Source organism: Allolucifera butyrica (assembly GCF_900476375.1).
Classification (GTDB): Bacteria; Bacillota; Negativicutes; order Sporomusales; family UPPP01; genus Lucifera; species Lucifera butyrica.
In genome coordinates this window covers 1-23144 of the sequence record NZ_UPPP01000058.1, presented here as the reverse complement: position 1 = coordinate 23144, position 23144 = coordinate 1, and the positions used below count along the sequence as shown (strand labels likewise).

At 37.7% G+C, this 23144-nt stretch carries 23 protein-coding genes; 4 read left to right on the top strand and 19 right to left on the bottom strand.

Going from position 1 to position 23144, the window contains the following annotated elements; all coding sequences use genetic code 11:
* Nucleotides 1–170: 170 nt before the first annotated feature.
* Nucleotides 171–392 (bottom strand): helix-turn-helix domain-containing protein, encoded by a 222-nt coding sequence (locus LUCIF_RS04500; RefSeq protein ID WP_122626683.1) that lies wholly within the window; start codon nt 390–392, stop codon nt 171–173.
* An 88-nt stretch (nt 393–480) separates the two neighbouring features.
* Between LUCIF_RS04500 and LUCIF_RS04495 the strand changes: the two genes are divergently transcribed.
* From LUCIF_RS04495 to LUCIF_RS04485, 3 genes are all read left to right on the top strand, one after another.
* Nucleotides 481–708, top strand: a complete 228-nt coding sequence (locus tag LUCIF_RS04495) for a helix-turn-helix domain-containing protein (RefSeq protein ID WP_122626682.1) — start codon at nt 481–483, stop codon at nt 706–708.
* A 268-nt stretch (nt 709–976) separates the two neighbouring features.
* On the top strand, nt 977–1882 hold the full coding sequence (locus tag LUCIF_RS04490; RefSeq protein WP_122626681.1) for a restriction endonuclease: 906 nt from the start codon (nt 977–979) through the stop codon (nt 1880–1882).
* A 13-nt stretch (nt 1883–1895) separates the two neighbouring features.
* A complete protein-coding gene (locus tag LUCIF_RS04485; RefSeq protein WP_165865886.1) occupies nt 1896–2771 on the top strand; it encodes a serine/threonine-protein kinase in 876 nt (291 codons plus the stop codon).
* A gap of 873 nt (nt 2772–3644) precedes the next feature.
* On the opposite strand, the gene LUCIF_RS04475 is transcribed toward LUCIF_RS04485, so the two are convergent.
* The 7 genes from LUCIF_RS04475 to LUCIF_RS04445 all read right to left on the bottom strand — a co-directional run bounded on the left by LUCIF_RS04475 (nt 3645) and on the right by LUCIF_RS04445 (nt 12040).
* Nucleotides 3645–6236, bottom strand: a complete 2592-nt coding sequence (locus tag LUCIF_RS04475; protein ID WP_207856971.1) for a DEAD/DEAH box helicase — start codon at nt 6234–6236, stop codon at nt 3645–3647.
* 5 nt (nt 6237–6241) lie between these two features.
* Complete coding sequence (locus tag LUCIF_RS04470; RefSeq protein WP_165865885.1) at nt 6242–7174, bottom strand: HamA C-terminal domain-containing protein; 933 nt, start codon at nt 7172–7174, stop codon at nt 6242–6244.
* 769 nt (nt 7175–7943) lie between these two features.
* A complete protein-coding gene (locus tag LUCIF_RS04465) occupies nt 7944–8255 on the bottom strand; it encodes a carbohydrate-binding protein (protein ID WP_122626677.1) in 312 nt (103 codons plus the stop codon).
* A 160-nt stretch (nt 8256–8415) separates the two neighbouring features.
* Entirely contained in the window at nt 8416–9495 is a 1080-nt protein-coding gene (gene msrB, locus LUCIF_RS04460) for a peptide-methionine (R)-S-oxide reductase MsrB (RefSeq protein ID WP_122626676.1), read from the bottom strand.
* A 1082-nt stretch (nt 9496–10577) separates the two neighbouring features.
* Nucleotides 10578–10859, bottom strand: a complete 282-nt coding sequence (locus tag LUCIF_RS04455; protein ID WP_122626675.1) for a TIGR04076 family protein — start codon at nt 10857–10859, stop codon at nt 10578–10580.
* 38 nt (nt 10860–10897) lie between these two features.
* Complete coding sequence (locus LUCIF_RS04450; RefSeq protein ID WP_122626674.1) at nt 10898–11386, bottom strand: pyridoxamine 5'-phosphate oxidase family protein; 489 nt, start codon at nt 11384–11386, stop codon at nt 10898–10900.
* A gap of 153 nt (nt 11387–11539) precedes the next feature.
* A complete protein-coding gene (locus LUCIF_RS04445; RefSeq protein WP_122626673.1) occupies nt 11540–12040 on the bottom strand; it encodes an HD domain-containing protein in 501 nt (166 codons plus the stop codon).
* A 295-nt stretch (nt 12041–12335) separates the two neighbouring features.
* On the opposite strand from LUCIF_RS04445, the gene pdxR reads away from it, so the two are divergent.
* Nucleotides 12336–13781 carry a MocR-like pyridoxine biosynthesis transcription factor PdxR gene (pdxR, locus tag LUCIF_RS04440; protein WP_122626672.1) on the top strand — a complete coding sequence of 482 codons (1446 nt, stop codon included), beginning with the start codon at nt 12336–12338 and terminating at the stop codon, nt 13779–13781.
* 394 nt (nt 13782–14175) lie between these two features.
* On the opposite strand, the gene LUCIF_RS04435 is transcribed toward pdxR, so the two are convergent.
* The 11 genes from LUCIF_RS04435 to LUCIF_RS04385 form a co-directional block, all read right to left on the bottom strand.
* Entirely contained in the window at nt 14176–14565 is a 390-nt protein-coding gene (locus tag LUCIF_RS04435; protein WP_122626667.1) for a YybH family protein, read from the bottom strand.
* A 252-nt stretch (nt 14566–14817) separates the two neighbouring features.
* Nucleotides 14818–15207: a YybH family protein gene (locus tag LUCIF_RS04430; RefSeq protein WP_122626667.1), complete on the bottom strand. Its 390-nt coding sequence runs from the start codon at nt 15205–15207 to the stop codon at nt 14818–14820.
* A 395-nt stretch (nt 15208–15602) separates the two neighbouring features.
* Nucleotides 15603–16172, bottom strand: coding sequence for a flavodoxin family protein (locus LUCIF_RS04425; protein ID WP_122626671.1), 570 nt, complete (start codon nt 16170–16172; stop codon nt 15603–15605).
* Between the two features lie 152 nt (nt 16173–16324).
* On the bottom strand, nt 16325–16753 hold the full coding sequence (locus tag LUCIF_RS04420) for a GNAT family N-acetyltransferase (RefSeq protein ID WP_165865884.1): 429 nt from the start codon (nt 16751–16753) through the stop codon (nt 16325–16327).
* Nucleotides 16754–16925: 172 nt separating this feature from the next.
* A complete protein-coding gene (locus tag LUCIF_RS04415; RefSeq protein ID WP_122626669.1) occupies nt 16926–17465 on the bottom strand; it encodes a histidine phosphatase family protein in 540 nt (179 codons plus the stop codon).
* An 80-nt stretch (nt 17466–17545) separates the two neighbouring features.
* Nucleotides 17546–17860 (bottom strand): hypothetical protein, encoded by a 315-nt coding sequence (locus LUCIF_RS04410; protein ID WP_207856969.1) that lies wholly within the window; start codon nt 17858–17860, stop codon nt 17546–17548.
* Between the two features lie 151 nt (nt 17861–18011).
* Nucleotides 18012–20057, bottom strand: coding sequence for a tetratricopeptide repeat protein (locus tag LUCIF_RS04405; protein WP_165865883.1), 2046 nt, complete (start codon nt 20055–20057; stop codon nt 18012–18014).
* Between the two features lie 512 nt (nt 20058–20569).
* The gene (locus LUCIF_RS04400; protein WP_207856967.1) at nt 20570–20977 is read right to left on the bottom strand and encodes a DJ-1/PfpI family protein; all 408 of its coding nucleotides are present in this window, start codon (nt 20975–20977) and stop codon (nt 20570–20572) included.
* Between the two features lie 36 nt (nt 20978–21013).
* The gene (locus LUCIF_RS04395; RefSeq protein WP_122626667.1) at nt 21014–21403 is read right to left on the bottom strand and encodes a YybH family protein; all 390 of its coding nucleotides are present in this window, start codon (nt 21401–21403) and stop codon (nt 21014–21016) included.
* Between the two features lie 516 nt (nt 21404–21919).
* On the bottom strand, nt 21920–22423 hold the full coding sequence (locus LUCIF_RS04390; protein ID WP_370744767.1) for a CD3072 family TudS-related putative desulfidase: 504 nt from the start codon (nt 22421–22423) through the stop codon (nt 21920–21922).
* A 293-nt stretch (nt 22424–22716) separates the two neighbouring features.
* Nucleotides 22717–23144 (bottom strand): histidine phosphatase family protein (locus LUCIF_RS04385; protein WP_122626665.1); only part of this gene is annotated, 428 nt, incomplete at its 5' end.

The window sequence follows — 23144 nt, the reverse complement described above, 5'->3', positions numbered from 1 at the left end:
TTTGTGGACAAGCAGATAAAAGATCAGCTCCTTTCCTACAAGGCAGTACCATTATGTCGGCAATGAATCACACCGATTTGAATTCCCTGGTTGCCTTGCTTGTTTAATGCGTTTATTACAAAAGCGAAACGGTCTGGACCCAAGGCTATTTCTTGTCCAAATTTTCCGCTCTAGTAATCCATTCTCATCGTGTTCTCTTCGGTCACTGCCCGAAGTTCGCGCTGGTCAACCCCAAACAGGTCTTCTAACGTATCCCATATTTCCGCCGAAGCACAGCGGCGGCCCAGTTCAATATTGTTGTAGCCTTGTTTGGATATGCCCAGCTGAAAGGCCACTTGTTCTTGCGTAAGTCCCCGCTTTGTGCGTTCTACATATAACCGCCACCGTTTCATTTAACCACCTTCTCCAAGTCCACAATTAGAAGACTTGCCTTGATTATTATTTTAGTCCACATTTTGAAGACAGTCAAGGGGGTATTTTATGTTTAGGAAAGAAATATTTTGTGAACGCTTACGTGCACTAAGATTGTCTCAAAACCTTACTTTAGAACAATTAGCTGAGGAATTGGGCTTAGTTAAACAAACCATCAACAATTGGGAAAAGGGAGTCCGCGCTCCCAGCCTTGAGGCCAGTATTGCCCTGGCTGAATACTTCAACGTGTCGTTGGATTATTTAGTCGGCTTATCTGACAAGCCAAAAAGAGTTTAATTTGTATAAGCAAAATACAAAGATACTTACATTTTTGAATATAAATAACGATAAAAATGATTGCCTTAAAAACAAATCTTCATGCCAAATAAGACAAAAATAAACAGCAACATCTCTACAAAACACGTGAGATATCGCTGTTTATTTCTTTTGCCCAGTATTTGTATGTTATAATAATATAAATATTTATAATTTTGGGCCAAATTTCAAGTAAAATGATATATCCTTCCTTACCTCAGTCAATTTTTATTTAAAAGGAGTTTTTAATATGTTTGACCTATTTACTGAAGAAATTGAGGTACAAATAAAAAATGGAATATCAAATTTATATTGGTACAAAGATGATTTAAAAAAAGCCTGGCTCAGATCTGGTGTAGATTTTAAATTTTGTGACTCCATTTTCTCACGTAAAAATAATGGTATAAAATTGACTAAGCGTGAACTAATGGATCATTTATATTTAGAAATACGTACTTTTGATTTCAACCGCAGATTAGAAATCTCACGAAATTTTGTAAGATTACTGATTGAACATAAAAATTTTGTACCTCAAGATCCTAAGCATAGAATAGAAATTGCAGAACGCTGTGCTTTAAAGTTAAAAGAAATAATTAACAATCAGCAAAAGGAAAAAGAAGAAAAAGAACAATTAAGAATAAAAGCTCAAATGGATAGAGAAAAAAATGGGCAATGTCAATTGGCAACTTTAAGAGGAAAATTCCTTGAGTGCTACAAACTAGAAGGTCAAAAAAGAGGATATGCATTTGAAAAAATATTTCCTGAATTAATGAGAATAAATGAAATTATAGTTGATGAATCATTTAAAATAGTAGGTGAACAGATTGATGGTGCAATCAAATTTGATGGGCATCATTATTTAGTCGAACTTAAATGGACCAATGAAAAAATAGATCAGAAAAATATTGCTAGTTTATATTTAAAAGTAGAAGGAAAACTGGAAGCAAGAGGTATATTCATTGCTATGAATGGTTATTCAAATGAAGTAATCCAATCTTTACCAAAGGGCAAAAACTTAAAGGTTTTATTGTTAGATGGCATCCATATTACAAATGTAATTTCAGGGTTGTATACTTTTAAAGAATTAATGGAATACGCTATTAGTCAAGCTAGTTTAAAAGGTGAAATTTATTGTTTACATGATCTACATCGCTAGAGAGGGCATTCTTATGAACGATAAAATCGATATTTTTTGGCCAGTCCCTGGTTTTAATATTACCACCATAACCGGCGAAACTTATACTCTCGGAAATGTTATTAATGAAGGCGGTTGTGCTTTTGTATTGGATGGGATTGATAGTTTTGGAAATCCAGTTGCACTTAAATTATTTAAACCAGCATTACGTTCTTTTGAAGATGTTAAAACCCAATGGGAGAATGAATGTAAACTTTTCGAGAAGCTTCGTCATCCAAATATAGTTGCTATCTATGATCATTTTATTTATGGTAATTTATTTTATATTGTATTAGAGCGTGCTAATGATAGTGTATACAATTTAGTAAATAAATTTGGTCCAATACCAGAACTAACTGTTATAGAAATGACAAGACAACTTCTATTTGCGATACATTTTATACATAAAAATAATATAGTTCACAGAGATATAACTATTTACAATATTCTTTACTTTCAAGAAGTTCCCTCAAGCAAATTAATATTCAAAATTTCTGATTTTGGAATAAGTAAAGATTTCTCGGAAATTTGTCCATGGCAACCGCATGTTTGTAGTACCAATATTGCTCATCCTACTTTTATACCACCGGAATTGCTGTTACCACAATATGGCTATACCTCAGAGCAATCTGACTTATATCACCTGGGGCTTGTACTCTTATATGCATTAACAGGAAATCTGCCAATAAATGAATTGATGAGTAAGGAGGAAATTACACAAGCAATTCTTAAAGGTAGACCCAGAATTGCAGCCGAAAAACTTAACTCACCTCTTGGATATTTTATTTCTATATTATTAAGAAGACGGCAAGAATATAGGTATTCATCTGCACTAGAAGCATGGACAGCCCTAAAAGCAAGTCCTGTCTAAACTTCATAGTATATCTAACACATCATATCCCCAAATTCTAAAACCACTAAGAGCAAACTATTGTCTTAGTTTTTTTCTTAAAATTATAATGATCAATAAAACAACAGACATCACAACTAGGATATTCAGGCAATCTTGACGGTAACCTAATACAACCCTGCATACCCTAATTTTAAACATTCACATAAAGAGAGAGAACCCTGCCGAAAATGCAAACTTTGGAGGGTTTCTCATTTTTAATACAATTCTGATTTGTCTTCAACTTTATCCATAATCTCCTTGGTGATTGTTTGAAGTCCATCCAAGTCCTTCCTATCGCTTGACGGGGTTGTCGACACACAGTTGTATTAACCCTATCCCCCTGACAGTCCCCTTCCGGACGCAAAAAATGATTTTACGTCAATACACAATACGCTCCTGCGGGGAAAACGAGAAAAATCAACGAGCCCCATCGCTATGGCCTTCTTGGTCTTTCATCTGCTCGTTGTGCTCAGACAGAAGCATTCTCGCCCACTTGACCATACACCGATCGACATAAACTACTCGAGCCATCTGCTGGTAAATAGGGATACTCAGTAAATCTATAGTATGTTCGTTCATTAATATCCACCTCCAAATACATAGCGCCAGAACAGACGTTCTATATAAACGTCGACAGACCTGTCAATATTCCCCAACTAGAATTGAAATAAAAAGCCGCCTAAGATGGTCATCAAAACCACCCTAGCCGACTTTTTCTTTCACACTCAATCTCCATACAATCAAGCAAGCTAACAATCACTTGTTCCCTACCAACTACTATTATTTTCTCTATCAAGGTAAAGAAAAAACGAGGATAGGAGTAAATGTTTCTGCAAAAAAGTTGATTCAGACCTAATCTATAAATAATTCTGGAATATTATATTTCACCTCTTTTGCCTCGCGCTGAATACTTTTACTTTGGCATGCCAAAAGACTATTTTTTAGAACATATTCGCCATTTATTTGAGCTACATATTCTCGATGAGTTTTTATATATGTAGATGCTTCTCTCGAAAAACCATTTCTTTGCAACATTATGGTCAGAGGATTTGTTGTCCCATATTCCACATACTCGTACCAGTCATTCTGGATCACGGACAACTTGTGGTGCTTTTTGTATTCGACTGAGAACTTTAAAAAATAGTTCGAAATTCTAAAGAGTATTACATCTTCAATCGCATTCAAAGTGGCTGAGATAACTATATTTTTATGTTCTGTTGAATCATTATAATTAACAAGTGCTCCATTTATTTCTACTCCCGAAGAGGGGTTTGCATTCTTATAATCGATGGCAGCTTTCATAATAAGGCTTAATCCGTTTCCTTGAATCCACTGGGCAAGGATAACAGCATACCATCTCAATTTGCCGTGCTGCCCAGATTTTTTACTTTTATGTCCAAGCGTAGAAGATTCATATACTTCCCATTTGTAAATCCCACATAATGTCTCAAGGAAAGCTAACAGTTCGTTATAATCAGGATTACCAGATACATTGAAACTGGGATATTTTAATCCTCTTGCGATTGCCGTACTGAGGTTATCCATTTGATCTACGGATACGTTAATGTCATCATCCGTTTTTGTTCTTGTACTGAATAATGCAGTAATTTTTTCTTCGTCTTGTTGGCTTAGTAAGTTCGCAAACTCTTTTTTGACAACGCTGTTATTATTACCTGAAACAATATCCCTCAAGAGGATTATCGCAAATCTCCGCATAAGTGAATACTCATCCGCCGATTGGTTCTTAGGATACTTAAGCAATTCTATTTTTCCAGCAAGCAAGCTTTCAATGATTTTCCGTTTTTGTGGTTTTGTCAATTCGGTTACTATTGAAAGCCTTTGCGCAGGAACATCCTTCTGTAATAATTCAATGTACCTTTCTTGCTCGATCTTATCGTCAGTTCTCACTAAAAATACATTACCATAAAGATTGAACTCAATCCGGCCAACACGACCGATAAGATTTCTAAAATCAACAGGAGTCATATTGGAAAGTCCATTCTTATAGCTTGTAATAAACAAATTGTCTGCTGGAAGATTTACTCCCTCTACCAAAGTGCTTGTACAAAATATCGTTTTAATCAAACCATGTTTAAATAAATCCTCTATCCGCATGCGAATGTCGGACGGGAGATACCCTATATGATACGCGACACCTCTGGACAGCACCTCCGCAAGATAGTAGTCACCGTGAATCTCATTTTTTATATCCCTTGCCAAAGCCAGCAGATCTGAATTTTGTACCTGGGGCAACAGTTTTGAATATTCAAGAGCAAAACTAACTGCTTTAGCCGTTGAACTGCAATACACGATATTTTGAGAATTTCCTCCTATCAGAAAAACAAGCTTACTTAGTGAGATACTTCTATTGAATTTGCCAATTTGCGAAAGTTGGTGACTACGGTCATTATATGAGTGTGCACAGTTCTCGATTAAGTCTACTAAGTATTTCATTTGGCTTACGGGCGTAAAAGCACTTGTCAATTTGCTTTCACTTGTTAATCGCGCACCCGGAATCAAATTTAGATAGATTTCTGGATTTGGAATATTAGGTGATAAAAAAACCATATGAGTTTTATGGTTCCTTTTTGAAAGCATATCTATCACCTTGTAATAAAATGGGCTTCGGCTATCTCTGCTGGAAATCTTATGCGCCTCGTCAATAAACAAATAATCAATCTTAAAGCCTGGTTTATCCAGTAACAAATACAGCAATCGCTCCGGCGTTAATGTCAAAACAAAATTATGCTGTTGCTGTAAAGACAAAGCGCCTGCCGAAGTAACAACGCGATAGTCGTGTTCTGCAAGCAGATCTTTCAAGTCTTCAATAATCTTACTTGAAACCTCATTGATGAGCGCCTTTGTGGGAATCAATATAGCAAAATTTTGTTGCGCTCCATCCAAAATCTGTTTTTTAATAAACATACGTATAACAAAAGATTTCCCCATTGATGTCGGGCCGGAATAGCTAAAATATTGGTCATTCAATTTATCATATACATTTTTTTGTGACCTAAAAAATTGCTGCGACGGCTCGGCCGGAATACGTAATAATTCTTTTGCGAAACCAGTATAAATTCGGTCGAGCATGTCCGCGCTCTCATATTCTGCGGCGCGCAAATCCAAACCACGAAAATTTCCTGTGTTCGTCAGCACCGAACCTATGCAATATTGAACATTAGAATCATCCGGGTATAGTGTGTGTAACAAGGCAGCAATTTCCTGCGCCCATATTTTATGTATTTCAGAGTTCTCGGTATTAATTGATTTTGAAAGAATGTCCGCAAAACGTATGGCATGGATGATGTTGATAGGTTTTGGCTTTGCCTTAGTGTTGTTAAATAGTAACAACGAATAGTTATATAGAATATTCCCGTATAACTCATTCAAATAGTTGTTATTATCAATATCGACAAAGAGTGCGTCACCCAATGTTCTGGCCACTTGTATCATTCCCCTTTCAATTTTTTGATGATAGCGGCTCTGTCATTGGAGGCATCGTCAAAAGGAATAACGTAGAAATAGAATGAGTAGCCAGACATTTTTGCATTTATAATTTTTTGCGCGATATGTGCAGCATTCGTTTGTATATCGTTAGCCATTTTATCTAATACTGCTTTCCGGTAATTAGCATTCGAATACCGGGAAGCATCTATCCCAATTGTATACCCAAGAAAAACTCCAAACGCTCTGTCAATACTTATGCTTAAATCTCGCTTCGAGGGGATAATCAAGCTTTTTATGTATTCGATTGTCGCTTCGTCAAACGATTCATTGAGAATATTGCTTTCTATTAGTCTTAACTCGTTGTCAGGTTTAGCATTTACTTTAGCAATGGAATCAAAAGCATCATCTATGGCATCCTTTAAACTGCCAATAATTTTGGACTCTCCAAAAACCAATTGATAGTAGGGTTCACCTGCTAAATCTTTATCGCACAGTAGATGAACACCATCGCTACCAAATACATATTGATTTTCGGATGTTTTGAGCTCGACTTTGCTGAGTAGCTTTGGAGCATTTAGTTTTTGCTCCAAAAAAAGGTATAAGAGAATTTCACCGAGTTCGCCGCCAGCTCCTTTGTCTTTTGGATTAGAGGCATTACGTAGGAGTTCTATTGCTTTAAGACCAATGGCTTCTTCTTCATCATCCAAACGAAATCTTTCTAGTGCAGCCCTCGAAAATACATACCGACCAATATTTTTTTGCAGAAATCTATGAAGAGCGGTGTGCGAAAATGCGTTGTTAGAGATATCCAAACAGAAAATGCGTAGACAATGCGGGTTCTTAAGATTCAGGCTGCATACGTGTTTCACTTCTATAAACACAGAGTCAAAACCACTCGGTATGCTCGTGCTTTTTAACAACGAATTATCCGACATTTTGCTTACCTCTCTCATATGCATTTTACTGCCAGTGGCCTTACCCCGGCTCAAGGGCGTGTCAGGGGGACGGGGTTGTCGACACTCCTTTATGCTTTTAAAACTATGCCTATTTTCCGAAGAACTATGACCATTTCCGTTTATCTAAAACGCCTATAACAACCTTTATTTCCCATAAAAAGCAAAACTCCTGCCAAATTCTACATATTTGGGCAGAAGTTTATTGATAGACAGGGGACGGGGTTGTCGACACACAGTTGTCATTAACCCCGCCCCCTGACACGCCTTTTTTTTACGAAGTCCATGGATTCGCCAAAATCAAAGATTTTGGCTTGCTCCAGGTTGTATCCTGTCTACTATTTCTATCTGATCTTCACCCTATTGCCTCCTACAATTGTCCCTCTGTAAGCTCCTTATAAGTAGGACAGGGGTTCGATGCGGCGATCCGTGACCTCGCAAGTCCGCCCATTTTTTTCGCTGTCGTTTAAGATTAGTCATGGGTCTCCGTATCGGGTATAACGGCGAAATCAGGGATCAATGGATATGTTCCCCCATACTCACTGCATGGAGTGATGAAAATGGCTGAGAAGAAAACACCGGCCCAATTAGCCGGTTATTTATCGATTATTCGCAATATCCGAACTGAATTGCGATAAGCTTTTTCGTTATCCACCTGAAACTGACTAAGAGTATGGAACTGTCGAAAAGTTAAAAGGCACTTCCCTTTACAGCTAGCGCCTACAACGATTTAATCTCCGATATGAAATAATTAATGAGCAATACCAAAACTATAGTTATCACCAGAATTGTTATCCCAGTTGGATGCAGAGTCTCTAAAAGCAATGTTTAGAGTGTCTGAGTATTGCACCATAAAATTTACTTCAAACCCATTGTCTGTTTTTTCCATTTTGTAGTCATGAGCCTTGTCCCACTTTTCTCCAAATCCGACATGTACCCATACTTCGTTGGCACCATTTTGCAGCAATAATCCATTATATAATACTTTTACGGAATCTTGCGCATGAGGTGCAAAAGGACTAATAACAAGTCCATTTGCTTTATACCTCTCGTTAATAAACATTGAAGCTCCTCCTATTATTGATGCTTAGCATATCTTACTTATATCATTTGATACTGGTGGATTTTTCCACAGCTAGAAAAGTGATTTAGTTCTCTTGTTTGCCCCCTTTCGGTGAAAATGAAGAAGAGACCCGCTTCGCCCCTCACAACTTCAAGCTACATTAGCCGCCATTTTTGACTAAAGGCTTGAACTCCCCGTAACCTTCTTCTGCCATTTTACTGACAGGTATGAACCTAAGTGCGGCGCTGTTCATGCAATACCGCAGCCCGCCCCGGTCTTTCGGGCCATCATTGAAGACATGCCCAAGATGGCTGTCGCCGTGATGACTGCGGACTTCGACCCGTTCCCTAAATAGGCTTCTGTCCGTCTTTGTGGTAATCGCGTCTGAAGTAACTGGTTTGGTGAAACTCGGCCAGCCGGTTCCTGAATCGTATTTGTCCCGAGAGCTGAATAGCGGCTCACCTGTCACAACATCGACATATAGGCCTTCTTCGTGGTTGTTCCAATATTCGTTAGCAAAGGGGGGTTCCGTCCCTTCGCATTGGGTAACTTTATACTGCGTACTCGTTAATTTCTTTTCTAATTCTTCTTGGCTCGGCTTGCTATAGGCTCCGGGAACGATTTTTTCGGGTTCATCGGTTCGGTGAATATGCTTTACGGACTCGTTTCCTTTAGCCATTGGGTCCTTGTCCAAGCTAGACAGGTCAATATGGCAATATCCGCTCGGATTTTTCTCGAGATATTTTTGGTGATATTCTTCAGCCACGTAATAGTTGCGAAGCGGCAACACTTCTGTGGCAATAACCGCGGAATGTTTTTTCTGCTCTTGGGCGATCACCTGATCGATTATTGCCTTATCTGCAGGGTCCTTGTAGTAGATGCCGCTGCGATACTGGAAACCACAGTCATTGCCTTGCCTGTTCACTGACGTCGGGTCAACCACTTTAAAAAAGTAGGTCAAGAGGTTGGCCAAGTCAATGCGCATGGGATCATATTGAACGTAGATCGTCTCGGCGTGACCAGTGTTGTGGTGACAAACCTGATAGTAGCTTGGATTTTCTGTATTTCCGTTGGCATAACCCACATTCGTATGGATAACCCCGTTAAGCTTATCCAGGTATGCCTCAAGTCCCCAGAAGCAGCCCCCCGCAAGCCATATTTCCCGATGGCCCTCACCAACCGGAGGTTGAAATTGCCTGTGGCTTGTCACGCCGATGTCTGTTGAATCATCTGTGCTCATAGCCTACCCCTTTCAGCAGCCGCTCCAGATTGCCATTGATAGTAATATAGTACCCCCCTCCAAAGATCCTAACCAGACTTTCCAGTGATAATTAAAATTACGTACAGCATGGCGACGCGGCTAAAACCTACGCCTCCGATCTGGTGGCCTTTCACCTGTGAGCCATGAACATGCTCTATGAGGGTCTTAAGCATAACTCCACCATCGAGATCGTACCAAGGACGGAAGGGTGTCAAGGGACGGGGTTATCGACATACAGGGTGTCACTAACCCCGTCAGACCGTGTGATAAATCCTTTTAAAAGTTCGCACATAGTTTTCTAGCTAACCTTTTCTAATCAAATCCGGCCAATTTTGGTCATCTACACAAAAAAGTGCCCGGACTTTAAAGTGTCAGGGGGCCGGGGTTATCGACACGCAGTTGTCATTAACCCCTCCCCTAACAATTTTTCACTGCTCAAAGTACTCTATTTTTCTTGTATAGGATATAAAGAATATCCCTTTATTTTAATCCGCTTAGTCCAGTTACCATATTTATCATAACCGCTATAAATAGTAACATCAGTTAAAAGCAAAGATGTTCCTTCATAGCGGTCTGTTTCAGTTAGACGTTCGTTTGAGTCAAACTTATTACATTCTTTTGATTTAATTACATAGTGAATTGGCTTATTACCGACAGCATCATCTTGTTAACGTGAAATTCCTTCCATCTTCGCTATATTCACGTATATCTTTGCCGATATATTTCCCAGTCGGACTATACGCATTTGTTTCAAATGCATTTCCATTAAGCGTTCTTCCTTGGATATTCAAGTGAGGCTTATTTTTTAAGCTTCCATACTTTTCAAAAATTCTAATTAGCGCAATTTGGAATAGAAAAGAAAAATAGATAATTTACTGGAATTATCTATACTCTGATCTTCGTTTAAATTCGGAATTACCTGCGGCGCATTTTCTCCACAGCAAAGGTTAAGAGCTAACTACCCTTTGCTTTTATTATATTGTCTACGGGGACGGGGTTGTCGACAAGCAGTTGTATTACCCCCATCCCTCTGACAGTTCCCCACGAATCAAACGGCTATCTTACACCAGAAGAATAACTTCAATTTGAAATACATTAATGACATCCACATCCGGACAACAAAAAACCATTTGCTCATAATCCTGACTTAGAGGGACTTCGCCTCCATAACGTAAAATTTCAACATATGGAAAAGCAACATGGGCCGCCATTGGGCATAGTTGCCCGCGTTCCGTATCATAATCAAATTTATCGCCAACTTTATGTCCATGATGGCATCCATGCTTTCCTTTTTGTTCAATCAGATGCAGGATAATTTTAGGGCGCCTCGCCAGAAAGTCCATCTCCGTTCTCCCACAGTACAGGAATCAACATCAATTAGTTAGCCTCTTTTAGCATTAGCATACTCTATAGCTTCCTTGCCTGTTATGTGTTCTACGTCAATTGCAATAATATAACTTTGCATACATCCGGCTATTTTTTCATTTCTGGTTTTCTCTGGTTGATCTCCTGAATATTTTTCAACTAAAACCTTAAAAGCTTTTGACCTTTCATCACCTTCTACAATTCTTGCTTTCCCAAAAATAATAACGCTACGAAAATTAGTAGTATATTTTTCACTTACTATCGTATCTTCATCTATTATCGAAAAAGATACTTTTGGGTTCTTGCTAATAGCGTCGATTTTATGTCCAACTTTTGCTGAATGAAAATAAATCTTTTCATTGAAATAAACATAACTAACTGGAACTGCATAAGGATAATCTTCATCACCTAAGCACGCCAAGATACCATTTGTGCATCTATCTACTACAGCTACAGTGTCTTCTATTGATAATAATTGCTTACCTCTTCTCATTTCTCTAAACATTAATCTTCCTCTCTTTTCTCATAATCATTAAATTTGCCACTATGCAAATTAGACCAATGGACATCGTTTAAAATATTATTTCTCACCTTCAACCTAAAGGCTCTTTATATTTTCACTATTAGATTAAGCACACTCAAAATATGTCTGATAACGCTAATTCATAATCAATATTTTTTTAGCTAAGTCAATCCCAGATTTAGTTTTATAGTTTTTCTCAATAGTATTTTTTAGTTTTTCTTGACTAGCTTCTTTATCAAATTTTTTAAGTGCTTCTAATAAATCGGCTTCCCAGATTATTTGAAAATCAACCCCATCGATTTTGCTAGGCGTATGATGATTGCCTATTATATAACAGATTCTTTCCATTTCATCATCACTTAAGCATTCACCTACCAGTATCTCTTTTGCAGCAGCAGGTCCTTCTTTTTCTTGATAAGGGCCAGAAGTCGAACCATATTTCACTTTCGCATTAATCATTCCTATATCATGAAGTATAGCAATTACTGATATAAGATAGCTTTCTCTTCCTATGATTCCTTCTCCATTCATTATAATTTCAGCATTTTCTAAGACATTAAGTGCATGATCTATTTCGGATGGAATAGTTTTTTCAAACGCTGACTTCATTTTGCTAATTATAGTTTCTTTATTCATGTAGAATACCTCCGTCTAATATTCAGCCGTTACGGGCTGATGTAGTTTCACCTATTGGGTGAATTGGGCAAAAACATTGGATTGCCTGAACCTTTTAAGGATATTCATAGGTTTCATGTAGAGTTTAAATTATATATTCGTATTTTACAGTTCCACCATTTAAAGCCAGTCGTTAGAAGCTCTGCCAGTATAATTAAAACTATATATATTTCGAGATTTAGCATATAATATAATTGACTCCATTTCAAGGGACAATTATTTAAAAATCGATGGATACAGTCAAGAGGGAAAATATATGCTGCTACTAGATAAAAATTCAAAAACACCATTATACACGCAGATCTACAGTCAATTAAAAGATAAAATAGTATCTGGGGAAATGGAAGAAGGTACCATGCTTCCATCTACAAGAATACTTGCAAAAACAATGCTCGTTGGCAGAAATACTGTTGAAAGTGCATATCAACAGCTTTGTTCAGAAGGGTATGTTAAAAATAAGATCGGTAGTGGCTATAAAGTACAGAGTATAGGAACGGGAACCGATAATCGCTCACATATTAATCGACATGACTTTAAAGAACCCACTTCTTCTGAGCAAATTCATGAACAAGGCATTTCTAAATTGCCAAAGTATAATTTTCAATATGGCCGGTTGGATATCGCAAACTTTCCGCTTCGTATATGGCGCAGATTGCTGAATCAAGTATTATTATCTGATGAAACTGCCTGCCTAACCGCATATAATGATAGAAACGGCGACTGGGATCTTAGGATTCAAATTCTAAAATATCTAAACGAATCAAGAGGCGTAGTATGCAAGCCGGAACAAATAATCATTGGTTCTGGCGCTATGTCATGCTTAGGTTTAATTTGCCAGTTGCTGATGCCTCACATAAATCTAGCTGCAGTAGAAGACCCCTGCTATGATAGTGTCAGAGAAATTTTTTCAAACCATGGCTACCATGTTGCTCCTATCTCACTGCAAGAAGACGGAGTAAACTTAGATCAGCTTGAGCTTTCACAGGCAAAAGTTTTATACACCACTCCCTCACATCAGTTTCCAACCGGTATTGTAATGCCTATTAATAAAAGGCTTAATCTTATAGAGTGGGCAGAAAAAAATAATGCTTATATTATCGAGGATGATTACGATAGTGAATTACGTTATAATTGCAGACCAATACCATCTATTCACTCACTTGATAAAAAAGGTCGCGTGATCTATTTAAATAGTTTTTCAAAAACATTTGCACCCAGTTTGAGAATGGGATTTCTCGTTTTACCAGAAGTCTTATTAGAAAACTATCAGTCCAATTTCTCAAAATATAATTGCTCTGTATCTTGGCTGGAACAGAGAGCCATGTACAAATTTATACAACAAGGACACTGGAACAGACATCTTAATAAAATCTGTCTTTCAAGTAAAAAGAAACATGACACACTTATCAGTAGCATTAATGAATTAATGAAAGATCGCGTAATAATATATGGAAAGAATGCCGGCTTACACATATTATTGAAAGTTAACAATGGAATGACAGAAAAAGAATTAATAGAATCAGCGAAAAAAGTTAATGTAAAAGTATACTCTGTATCCGAATATTGGCTTAACTTACAAAGCTATTCAAACAACATGGTCCTAATAGGATTTAGCAGTTTATCAGAGGAAGAAATTATATCAGGAATTAGACTATTATCCTCTGTTTGGTTTAGGTCTGCGGATAATTGTGAGAGGCAGTAATAAGGAATCATTATATAAAAAATGTCCACCGTAAACTTATAGGTAAACGGTGGATTTATTAATATTAATTTAAGGCTATGTTTTAAAATAGTATAGTATTGAAAAATATATATTTTTTTAGGGAGCCAAAACGACTTTCTTATGGTTAAGTCAGGTGGTAAGATTCACGTATAAAAATACCCGCCGATAGACGGGAACAGAGTGTGTTTCGATTGATGGCTTTTTATTTGGGTAAAAATAGCGGCCTTACCTTTTCCGGCGTTCCATTATGACATCGTAAAACATTTTCTTTTCATTAAGAACGTGTCAAGGGGACGAACGTGTCAAGGGGACGGGGTTGTCGACACACAGTTGTCATTAAACCCGCTCCTTACTCAGTTATGACGCTCACTTACTATTTGTTTAGCAAATCTGTACCATATGAGTTATCAATAGCACAAAGCCAGGCATTGTGCGAATCTTTTTTAAATACATAGGTTGATCTTCTTTCCATGGAATATTTTGAATCTTTTATATCGGCTTTAAGGAAGGCTTGTGAAATAACCAACGCGGTATCTCCGGTTTCCAAAATAACCATTTCCCCTTGTGCCGGGACAAGACTATTATTGAAATATTTCGCAATGGCAATAAATGCTTTTTTGATTTCTTCTTTACCTCGTGCAATCATCCCAGGTCTTACAACCAAAATTGCATCATCTGTATAATAATTCATAAGCGTATCAAAATCTTCTTGTTGTATTGCGAGGTCACATTTTTGGATTAATTCTCTTAATTCATGCTCCATAATAAAGACCATTCCTTTCTGCGTGTCAATAGCGCCTGAAAAATGACCCTTTTTCGCGTTCGAAAATTGACCCCTCTGGTAGTCATTAGGTATCGAAGGTGACTGTTAACGAATCACCTCCCTCTGGCTTTATGTCCTGGCTCCTTTTAAGGAGTCCTGCTCGCTGCTTTTCTTTTGGACGTGCCAAGGGGACGGGGTTGTCGACACACAGTTGTCATTAACCCCGCCCCACTCAATTATGACGCTCACTTACTATTTGTTTAGCAAATCTGTACCATATGAGTTATCAATAGCACAAAGCCAGGCATTGTGCGAATCTTTTTTAAACACATAGGTTGATCTTCTTTCCATGGAATATTTTGAATCTTTTATATCGGCTTTAAGGAAGGCTTGTGAAATAACCAACGCAGTATCTCCGGTTTCCAAAATAACCATTTCCCCTTGTGCCGGGACAAGGCTATTATTGAAATATTTCGCAATGGCAATAAATGCTTTTTTGATTTCTTCTTTACCTCGTGCAATCATCCCAGGTCTTACAACCAAAATTGCATCATCTGTATAATAATTCATAAGCGTATCAAAATCTTCTTGTTGTATTGCGAGGTCACATTTTTGGATTAATTCTCTTAATTCATGCTCCATAATAAAGACCATTCCTTTCTGCGAAAGGCACCAACAAGAAATGAAACGAGGCGGCACCAGTCGCTTTAGATTTAAATTACCGTCAGCATATGCTAACATTCACTCTGTGGGACGGTACACTACATTAATGTCGGGGGGACGAGGTTGGTGACACCCCTTTACGCTTTTAAAACTATACCTATTTTCCGAAAAACTATGACCATTTCCGTTTATCTAAAACGCCTAACAACCTTTATTTCCCATAAAAAACAAAACTCCTGCCAAATTCTACATATTAGGGCAGAAGTTTTATTCATTCTTCTCTAAGAACATTATAACAAACAGGAAACACGTTTCATCGCTTCTTCCCTTGGGCTTCGCCAGCAAAACGCACAAACATCCGCTAAGGATTAATATTATAACGGTTTATGTAATTGGTTTAATTTTAATGCAAGTTCACGAGCTTTACTCAAAGCCTCGATATCCTCTTCAGCAGATATATCATTTGTATGAAGAGTGCTGGCAATCCCAATTAAATGCGTATTCATATGCCTCAAAATAATCTTTGCGCTTTCGATTGCACGTTCTTCTAAATTCCTTGAATCACCGCCAGCCGAAATAACAAGTATACCATTTTTCAATTTGAGATTATATTCATTGTTTTTTCGTATTTGTCTTGCAACATAAAATAGCTGCAATCTGCTAGCAAAGTTCAGCAGCTGACCTGTAAGTTCAGAAAAATATATAGGCGATACTAATATTATATTATCAACTTCATTTAAAAGCTTATACACCTCTTGCATACCATCATCTATACAGCATCCGGTGTTATTCCAGCAATATCTACAATCCAGACAGGGACTTATATCATCATAGTAAGTGTGAATAATCCGCACTTTTCCATTAAGATATTTTATTATTTCATTAACTAAAGTCATTGCATGTCCATCTTTTCTGGGAGAACCATTAATAATTAGTGTTTTCACGTATACTTCTCCTTCATGGGCCTTGCCAACATGGGTACCAGGGGGGGGTCAGAGACAGAGTTTGTGACACCCCCTTACGCTTTTAAAACTATACCTATTCCGAAAAACCATGACTGCTTCTCTACCGGCCATCGCTCTTATCTTCTAACCATCTATAATATTTTTGCGTAAATCTTTACTATATCTTCTTCTTGCCACTGCAAAGATTTATAGAAGTTCTCAGCCTCTGTATTTTCTTTTAAAACAAATAATGCGCATTTTTTTATACTTACTTTTCGCAATTGCTCAAGTGATATTTGCACTAGGGTTTTTCCAATTTCCATTCTTCTAAACTTGTTATCAACTGCTAAATGATGAATAAATCCTCTTCGTCCATCATGCCCGCACATTACAGCGCCAATAATTTTCCCATCGTATTTTGCAACAAAACTACAGCCTTGGTTTCTTTCTAAATATGCAGCAATTCCTTCAATAGAGTCTTCTCCATTACTATGCAGATGAATTCCAGGGATATTTAGCCATAAATTTAAGACTTCTTGGCAATCTTCTTTACGGAAAGAATAGTAAGTTACATTTATCAATTCAAAACCTCCAAACAGCGTGTCACGGGGACGAGGTTGTCGACACATAGTTGTTATTAACCACGTCCCCCTAGCAGTTCCTAATCATAATTATCTAGTTTAACGGCTGCTACTTTATTCATCAAAATACCTCAAATAAATAAATTAAAATTGTCAATGAAATATTAAGTTGTTATTTAATTTCATATCGACGCAATTCGCAATTTTTAATAAAAATATCATGAAATTCGTTATTAGAGAGGTCATGAAAGTAAGATTCAATTACTCTTCCGATTGTCCCTCCATGACTGATTATAATTACAGTTTTGCCAGCATATTTTTCGCGTATATCGTCAATTGCTGAATATATTCTGTGAACAACATCAAAAATGGATTCTCCACCTTCCATACGCATAGCAAATTGACTTTTGGCTATAAGAAATTCAGTATCTTTCTGACTTTTCCCCTCGAAAATCCCGTGATTGCGCTCCCGCAGACGTTCGTCAATGACGATCTCAACACCAAGCCTATCAGCAACGTACTTCGCGGTTTGGATAGCTCTTTTCATTGAGGAACAAACAATCAAATCAACCCCTTTTCCAATCATACTTTCAGCAAGTCGATATGATTGATTAATACCTTTGGCATTAAGAGAAAAGCTGTCATTATTTCCGCAAATCACTGGTGTTTTATTCGTATCCGTTTCAGCGTGACGTGCTGAATATATAATCATTAGATATCTCCTCAATAAATTCCCATTATTTCATGGCGTGTCAGGAACGGGGTTAGTGACACCTCTTTACGCTTTTAAAACTATACCTTTTCCGAAGAACTATGACCATTTTTTTCAGTCACCGCCTCTGCCCAAACCGCGGATTCTTTCTCGATAAGAGCAGTATTTTTGTATTTAGCTAAAGAACCTTTTGCTTTTTTTGTTTTTTCAATTTGGCTCACAGTTGTATTATTGTCATCCAAGGAAAAAACAAGTACTTCGACTTTTCTATTTTTTAAAGCTTCAGGAATATCAATAATTCCAGCTAAGACGTCACTATTAACAATTTTTCTTACAAATGGCATAGCGTCCATTCCTTTCCCTACTATGGCAGGCTTACTGATAAATCCATTCATCAATCCGCCGTACCATACTATAAGTATAGGCAGTGAAATGTTTCAATTGCCTGAAAGGTTTGGTTGTATTGGAGCAGGCGGCGAAGTTCGAACTTGCAATCTATGGTTTGGAATTCAGCTAGAAAGTTTTTATTATGCCGAATCATTTTTATTAATCAATCCACTCCTTATAACTTTCCCAATCCCCATCGACTCTTTTTTGCGCCTTAATTAATTTATTCGTAGCCTTTGGCGGTAAAAATTCTACCGCCTCTTTATAATTTTCCAAAGACTGTTCCCTTTCTCCGCTTAGTTCAAGAGCCTGTGCAAGAGCAAACAGAAGGTATCCATTACGCGGATACTGCTCTTTTTCCGCAATAAAATCAGCTACAGCTTTAGTATATTGCTGCTCCTTCACGAACAAGAGCCCTCTGTAAAAATAAGTATATCTATAATTAGGGTTCATATTAATAATTTTTGTGAGGTCTTCTATTGCTAAATCAACTTTTTGTTGCCTTAAGTAAGCTATTGACCGATCTTCATAATACTTTTCAACCGGGTTTAGTTCAATTGCCTTTGTAAAGTCGGCAATCGCACGGTCATAATCTTTTTGCTGCAAGAAAGCCAATCCACGGTTAGCCAATGCATACTGGAATAAAGGGTTGAGTTCCAAAACCTGGCTATAATCCGAAATTGCTAAATCATTTTTGTTTGAGAACAGATAACAATCCCCCCGGTTCATATAGATTGCAATCGCCTTCCCTTTAGGTGCGCTTTCAATAAGCTTCGAATATTCATTTATTGCTAAATCATATTTACCTTGCATCTTATAGACTCCCGCCCGATCAAGGCTTGCTTGTAACTCATCCGGCTTAATGTCTAATATTTTATCATAATCATTAATGGCCAAATCAAACCTTCTTAGCTTGATAAGTACACTGGCCCGCAAGTAATAAGAGTCGATCACATCGGGTTTCAGTTCAATCATTTTATCTAAGTCTTCAAGAGCTTTCTGATCATTATATTTTTCGTCGTATAACCGAGCTCGTTTTAAATATGCCACATAATAGTTGGGATTAAGCCTTATTGCTTGACTATATGCGTCGATTGCTTCGGTATAGAAATAGTTCTTATCCTTATATAATTCGTCCCCTCGTTTAACCCATTCTTCCGCCGTCTGTGGCACTGGTAGCGGAACATAGGGTACATCACAGCTTTCTATTAATTTTTCCAAAGCTTCCGCAGTTGAGATTGCATCAGGGCGATAGCGAATTACGCCGTTTTTATCTATGATGATAATTGAGGGAAACGCCCTGCTGTATTGGAGATAGACCCCATTTTTGTCTATTAGAGCAGGGACTGTACTTTGATGTCGGTCAAGTATTTTTCTGGCCATTTTGTGATTACTAAAGTTTACTGTATAAAAATTGGCCTTATCATTCATATCTTCATATGCTTTTTGTAATATATTGAGTTCTTTGCCTAAAGTTTGGTCTAAATTAAAATCCGCCCAGAACAGCAAAACCGTAGGCTTACTATTATATTTCACTAAAAAATCCTGTCCGTCCATTGTACCAAAGATTTCTTGCTTGATAACTGTACCATTATTCATGAATGGAGGCGGAGGTGGCGGAACCGGTCGTTTCAATGGGGCAAACCTTAGTGATGGTAAATCGTGCTTTCCTTCCTTTAGAAGTTTATCAAGGAATGCATTTAAAGAATCCATTTCAATAGCCATTTCGCTATTATAGACCACAACTCCATCTTTATCTGTAATAAAAAGTGCTGGAACTGCATTGTTATATTTACGAACAAAGCTTATCTTATCATCAAGAAGAATTGGCATATCAAAATTCTGTTGTTTTATGATCTTTTGCATACGTTCTTTGCCTTGATGCGCTAAAAGATAAAAGTTAATGTCATTTTTATGGCTATTGTAAAAACTCTGCCATTCAATCATCTTTTCAACATTGCTTTCAAGTCCCAAAGACACGAGTATAGTGGGCTTTCCCTTAAAATCAATATGAACAATTTCACCATCTAAATTGGGCAAATTTAGATCTTTCGCAATTTCTCCAGGTCTTACCATAGCCGAATCATTAACATTTGGTACAGCTTCCCCGGGAGACATGGCATAAGATAGTTTCTGTCCAAGAATCATAATGATCGCTAATACAAATAGACATAGATATTTTCTTAATAGCGAAAAAAAATTCATAAACATTCCCCTTACCATTTACTTTGTATTGTAATCTACTGATTATTTCTCCCCTTCCCATAAATTACCTCTTTGAAGTGTCTATCACTGAAGAATTGATTTTACCAGCTTTGCCAAATGGCATTATCAACCGCCGGATAATAATGCTATTATATTATTAGGATAAGAATCCCGGCCTACCATCCAATAACTCTTTTCCGGAGGAAAATGGGAATGGGAAAACAATTTCCATTTTTTCTGTAGAAGTCAGCTTCTCTAAAGGGGGTCTCACCAGCAAAACGCGGATTTCGTACGCTAGGTAATTTTTTATAGGAGAAAAGCCGTTTCCCCGTCGCTATGAGGAAACGGCTCTATTTTTTATGACCGATAAAAGCCGGACTTATTTGTATTATACCATTTTAAAACAGCAGCTTCCGGCTTCGCTTTCAGCAACAATAAGATTTCTTTAGCAAACTCCAATGTAGCCGTGCCATTGGCAGTGACCACATTGGAATCGCAGACAGCTTGTTCCTCTACAAAGTGCTGATTGCCTCTATAATGAGGAGCTGTTCTTGCATGAATTCAGGAGTATTGCCCGAATGTCTGATTTGATCCAAGTAGCCGTTTTCTGCCATGAAGTTGGCGGCATTGCAGATTGCACCTACTGGAATACCTTTTTTAATTGCATAATCCACCACAGGCAACACAGCGTTGTTCAGTTGTTTCATCCATGCGTAGCCTCCAATTAAAATCAGCATACCAAAGTCGGCAGGAAAATCGGCCACTGAATAATCGGGAAGAACCCGAAAACCACCCATTGAGGTTTTTGGTTCTAGGTCAAGGCTTAACGTCTTTATCGCGTACCCTGTTTCGGGTGCGTTAAGTTCTGAACTGACATAGAACGTGTCAGGGGGACGGGGTTGTCGACACACAGTTGTCATTAACCCCGCCCCTTATTCAGTTATGACGCTCACTTACTATTTGTTTAGCAAATCTGTACCATATGAGTTATCAATAGCACAAAGCCAGGCATTGTGCGAATCTTTTTTAAATACATAGGTTGATCTTCTTTCCATGGAATATTTTGAATCTTTTATATCGGCTTTAAGGAAGGCTTGTGAAATAACCAACGCAGTATCTCCGGTTTCCAAAATAACCATTTCCCCTTGTGCCGGGACAAGGCTATTATTGAAATATTTCGCAATGGCAATAAATGCTTTTTTGATTTCTTCTTTACCTCGTGCAATCATCCCAGGTCTTACAACCAAAATTGCATCATCTGTATAATAATTCATAAGCGTATCAAAATCTTCTTGTTGTATTGCGAGGTCACATTTTTGGATTAATTCTCTTAATTCATGCTCCATAATAAAGACCATTCCTTTCTGCGAAAGGCACCAACAAGAAATGAAACGAGGCGGCACCAGTCGCTTTAGATTTAAATTACCGTCAGCGTGGTGCTAACATTCACTCTGTGGGACGGTACACTACATTAATGTCGGGGGGACGAGGTTGGTGACACCCCTTTACGCCTTTAAAACTATACCTATTTTCCAAAAAAACTATGACCATTTCCGTTTATCTAAAACGCCTATAACAACCTTTATTTCCCATAAAAAACAAAACTCCTGCCAAATTCTACATATTCGGGCAGAAGTTTATTACTCATGCGTATTTTGGATGCATCCGGACGCCTTGTCGGAGAAATAAAGTAACTGGAAAGAAGCAAAAAACGTCCCCTTGCCTCTTCTTTTATCAACTTTGAAGAATCCGAATATATCCCTCTACCAATTTCTGAAAGGTCATTTTTAACTCAAGCGAAAAGTGTCTGTCCCCGCGTTTCCCGGTCATATAAATTGCCTTCCTAAATGATTGCACTGCAATTAACTATATAGTATTTCCTTTATAGCAATAACGGCTTGCTTTGAATCTTTGGCCTTTATACCTACCATTTTCATAGAAATCTGCCTTTTTACAAGCTCATCGTTAATCATTTTTATAAATACTCCCTGCCCCAAATGTTCTCTATCATTTGACCAGGTTGTTTCTACCCCACAAGTCGGTGAGCAATTTATCCCCACAAGCCCTACTATTTGAAACCCATGCTTTCGATACTCATCAATCTGATAAATAATATTGCTTACTATTTGATGACATAACTCTTGAGCAATCTCTTCGTTCATCCGAAGAGCTACCCTAGTATCTTCTGACTCGATAGTTGTATTTTCTCCATGAATTGCTTCTCTATCAAGACCGAGATATAAAAATTCAGGACATGGTAATTGTACCAGTCCAACATCTGATTCAAGAAAAACCTTCATTACTTCACGTATGATTCCAGGATAATAAGCACACGCATCAATCTTAGCATTTGATTTAAGATACAGTGTGCTACAAATATGACCTTTTTACTTCTTTTATCAGTAAACATCAGGTCCTCCTTTAACCTTTCAGGGGGATTGGGGTTGTCGACACACAGTTGTCATTCACCCCGTCCCCCTAACAATTTTCCTGGTTTGTCAGGAAAACGGGGTTATCGACATTTCCCGCTTTTATAGCGTCCCTATTTGCGAAATTCGGTCCCCTTAATACAAAGGGGTAGCTTTGTTGCGTAGTTTTACTTTATACAATAACTCATATGAATCCGAACCAAAGGTAACGAATCGTAACTCGCACCCGGCTACCCATCATTTTTCATACACGTAAATCTTTCGTTTTTCGCTCTTCCAAAACCAGGGCCGATAAAACCCCGCTTTATAAGCTCTTTACGTAGAAACATCATTATGAATCCATGGCTTACTAAAAGAACATTCCTATCTTCTTTTAGAATTAATTCTTCCAGAATGTACTTTACTCTTTTTTCAAACAATAGCTTGCTTTCAATTTGTGATTTATGTGATAGCATCCAGGCCATTCTTCCTAAAATTAGCCACAATGGAACCGGCAGTTTAATGTTTCTATCCGTAGGCGGACATATAACAAGCTCCCTTAATGCTTTTGTTTCAACAACTTGGCCACTGTATATTTTTTGTGCCGTTTTTAATGCGCGAGGCAGATCGCTGGAATAGCATTTTTCCCATATAATCGCGCTAGGCTCAATGTTGCCTT

Coding starts and splice junctions, on each gene's coding strand:
- LUCIF_RS04435 (WP_122626667.1), bottom strand. CDS start 14,565: ATGGAGCATGAATTAAGAGAATTAATCCAAAAATGTGACCTCGCAATA.
- LUCIF_RS04450 (WP_122626674.1), bottom strand. CDS start 11,386: ATGTTTAGAGAAATGAGAAGAGGTAAGCAATTATTATCAATAGAAGAC.
- LUCIF_RS04395 (WP_122626667.1), bottom strand. CDS start 21,403: ATGGAGCATGAATTAAGAGAATTAATCCAAAAATGTGACCTCGCAATA.
- LUCIF_RS04430 (WP_122626667.1), bottom strand. CDS start 15,207: ATGGAGCATGAATTAAGAGAATTAATCCAAAAATGTGACCTCGCAATA.
- LUCIF_RS04485 (WP_165865886.1), top strand. CDS start 1,896: ATGAACGATAAAATCGATATTTTTTGGCCAGTCCCTGGTTTTAATATT.
- msrB (WP_122626676.1), bottom strand. CDS start 9,495: ATGAGCACAGATGATTCAACAGACATCGGCGTGACAAGCCACAGGCAA.
- LUCIF_RS04415 (WP_122626669.1), bottom strand. CDS start 17,465: ATGATTATATATTCAGCACGTCACGCTGAAACGGATACGAATAAAACA.
- LUCIF_RS04455 (WP_122626675.1), bottom strand. CDS start 10,859: ATGGACTTTCTGGCGAGGCGCCCTAAAATTATCCTGCATCTGATTGAA.
- pdxR (WP_122626672.1), top strand. CDS start 12,336: ATGCTGCTACTAGATAAAAATTCAAAAACACCATTATACACGCAGATC.
- LUCIF_RS04470 (WP_165865885.1), bottom strand. CDS start 7,174: ATGTCGGATAATTCGTTGTTAAAAAGCACGAGCATACCGAGTGGTTTT.
- LUCIF_RS04495 (WP_122626682.1), top strand. CDS start 481: ATGTTTAGGAAAGAAATATTTTGTGAACGCTTACGTGCACTAAGATTG.
- LUCIF_RS04410 (WP_207856969.1), bottom strand. CDS start 17,860: ATGAATGGATTTATCAGTAAGCCTGCCATAGTAGGGAAAGGAATGGAC.
- LUCIF_RS04445 (WP_122626673.1), bottom strand. CDS start 12,040: ATGAATAAAGAAACTATAATTAGCAAAATGAAGTCAGCGTTTGAAAAA.
- LUCIF_RS04465 (WP_122626677.1), bottom strand. CDS start 8,255: ATGTTTATTAACGAGAGGTATAAAGCAAATGGACTTGTTATTAGTCCT.
- LUCIF_RS04490 (WP_122626681.1), top strand. CDS start 977: ATGTTTGACCTATTTACTGAAGAAATTGAGGTACAAATAAAAAATGGA.
- LUCIF_RS04400 (WP_207856967.1), bottom strand. CDS start 20,977: ATGACAACTGTGTGTCGACAACCCCGTCCCCCTGACACGTTCTATGTC.
- LUCIF_RS04500 (WP_122626683.1), bottom strand. CDS start 392: ATGAAACGGTGGCGGTTATATGTAGAACGCACAAAGCGGGGACTTACG.
- LUCIF_RS04405 (WP_165865883.1), bottom strand. CDS start 20,057: ATGAATTTTTTTTCGCTATTAAGAAAATATCTATGTCTATTTGTATTA.